Source organism: Actinophytocola sp. (assembly GCF_035712165.1).
Taxonomy (GTDB): Bacteria; Actinomycetota; Actinomycetes; order Mycobacteriales; family Pseudonocardiaceae; genus DASYTH01.
In genome coordinates, this window is record NZ_DASTBH010000133.1 from 1 (window position 1) to 2616 (window position 2616).

Annotated in this window: 2 protein-coding genes; both read right to left on the minus strand. The window is 71.2% G+C overall.

The window, feature by feature from the left end; translation table 11 throughout:
* The coding region (locus VFO68_RS07240; protein ID WP_325157391.1) for an NADH-quinone oxidoreductase subunit G at nucleotides 1-1576 on the minus strand (1576 nt) is incomplete at its 3' end.
* Nucleotides 1576-2616 (minus strand): complex I 51 kDa subunit family protein (locus tag VFO68_RS07245; RefSeq protein WP_325157392.1); only part of this gene is annotated, 1041 nt, incomplete at its 5' end. The genes VFO68_RS07240 and VFO68_RS07245, both read right to left, overlap by 1 nt.

Genomic DNA, 2616 nt, shown 5'->3' on the forward strand with positions numbered 1-2616 from the left:
CCCAGGCCAGCCGGGCCCCGGTCCGCTCGGAGAGCGCCACGGCGGCGGACAGGCCGCCGGGCACGGTGGCCAGCCGCTCGCCGACGAACAGCAGCGCGCCCGGCGCGGACAGCGCCTCGACCAGGCCCGCCTCCTCGCCCAGCAGCCGGGCCTCGTCGCCGGGCGTCGTGGCGAGCACGGCCGCGCCGAGCTTCTCCAGGCCCCGGCTGACGAACGGCGCCAGCGCGACGACCCGCAGCTTGCGCTTGAGGTAGGTCTTGCGCAGCCGGAGGAAGAGGATCGGGCACTCCTCCTCCGGCTCCAGGCCGACCAGCACGACCGCCGGCGCCTTCTCGATGTCGGCGTACGTGACCTCGGTGCGCCCGGCCACCGTGCTGGCCAGGAACTCGGCCTCCTCCGCGATGGAGGCCGGCGAGTTGGCCGACGCGGCGCCGGTCGCGGCGACCGGCCGGGCCCGGAAGTCGATGTCGTTGGTGCGCAGCGCCGCCCGGGCGAACTTGGCGTACGCGTACGCGTCCTCCACGGTCAGCCGGCCGCCGGTGAGGATGCCGGTGCCGTGCGCGCCGTCGCGGGCCTTGCGCAGCCCCTCGGCGGCGACGGCAAGCGCCTCGCTCCACGCCGCCTCGCGCAGTTCACCGGTCTTCGCGTCACGGACCATCGGCTTGGTGATCCGGTCGAACGCGGTGGCGTACTGGAAGCCCCAGCGGCCCTTGTCGCAGTTCCACTCCTCGTTGACCGCCGGGTCGTCGCCGGCCAGGCGGCGCATGACCTTGCCGCGTCGCCAGTCGGTGCGCATCGCGCAGCCGGCGGAGCAGTGCTCGCACACGCTGGGCGAGGAGACCAGGTCGAAGGGGCGGGCCCGGAACCGGTACTGGGTGCCGGTCAGCGCGCCCACCGGACAGATCTGGACCGTGTTGCCGGAGAAGTACGAGTTGAAAGGAGCAGCGCTCCCGTCCTCGGCGCTGAGGTCGTCGGTGGCCGGGGCGCCGAAGAACTCGTCCCGGTAGATGTTGATCTGCTCGCCGGCCGAGCGGTCCATCAGATCGATGAACTTGTCGCCGGCGATCTCCTCGGAGAACCGGGTGCACCGCTGGCACAGCACGCACCGCTCGCGGTCCAGCAGCACCTGGGTGGAGATGGCCAGCGGCTTGGGGTACTCCCGCTTGTGCTCGTGGAAGCGCGAGTCGGTGCGGCCGGTGGACATGGCCTGGTTCTGCAGCGGGCACTCGCCGCCCTTGTCGCACATGGGGCAGTCGAGCGGGTGGTTGATCAGCAGGAACTCCATCTGACCCGCCTGCGCCTTCTTGGCCACCGGCGAGGTGAGCTGGGTCTTGACCACCATGCCGTCCGCGACGGTCTGGGTGCAGGACGCCACCGGCTTGCGCTGGCCCTCCACCTCGACCAGGCACTGCCGGCAGGCGCCCGCGGGCGCCAGCAGCGGGTGGTCGCAGAACCGCGGTATGGCGATGCCCATCTGCTCGGCGACCCGGATGACCAGCGTGCCCTTCGGCGCGGTCACCTCGACCCCGTCGATGGTCAGCTTGACCGTGTCGACGGCCTTTTCGACTTCCGCCATCAGTGCGCTCCTACCAGGGCCTTGGCGGACAGCACCGGCGCCTTGCGGCCCTCGATGTAGTCCAGGTAGTCCTGCTTGAAGTACTTGATCGACGAGGTGACCGGGCTGGTCGCGCCGTCGCCGAGGCCGCAGAACGACCGGCCGAGGATGTTGTCGCAGGCGTCCAGCAGCGTGTCGAGGTCCTCGTGCGTGCCCTGGCCGGACAGGATCCGCCGGTAGATGCGGGTCATCCAGAAGTTGCCCTCGCGGCACGGCGTGCACTTGCCGCACGACTCGTGGTGGTAGAACTCGATCCACCGGTACGTCGCGTACACCGGGCAGTCCTGGTCCGAGAAGATCTGCGTCGCCGTGGTGCCCAGGATGCTGCCGGCGGCGGCCACGCTCTCGAAGTCCAGCGGCACGTCGAGGTGCTCGGCGGTCAGCAGCGGGGTGGACGAGCCGCCCGGGGTCCAGAACTTCAGCTCGTGGCCGGGGAGCATGCCACCGGCCAGCTCGATCAGCTCGCGCAGCGTGATGCCCAGCGCGCACTCGTACTGGCCCGGGTTGACGACGCGGCCGGACAGCGAGTAGATCATCGGACCGGACGACTTCTCCGTGCCCATCGACTTCCACCAGGCCGCGCCGCCCAGCACGATGTACGGCACGCTGGCGATCGTCCCGACGTTGTTGACCACGGTCGGGCAGGCGTACAGGCCGTGGGTGGCCGGGAACGGCGGGCGCAGCCGGGGCTGGCCGCGGAAGCCCTCCAGGGAGTCCAGCAGGGCGGTCTCCTCGCCGCAGATGTACGCGCCGGCGCCGGAGTGGATGACGACGTCCAGGTCGAAGCCCGAGCCGAGGATGTTGGAACCGAGGTAGCCGGCCTTGTGCGCCTCCGCCACCGCGTGCCGCAGCCGCCGGGCGGCGTGCACCGCCTCACCGCGGACGTAGACGTACGCGCGGTTCGCCCGGATCGCGTACGAGCCGATGATCACGCCCTCGATCAGCGAGTGCGGGTCGTTCATCATCAGCGGCAGGTCCTTGCAGGTGCCCGGCTCGCCCTC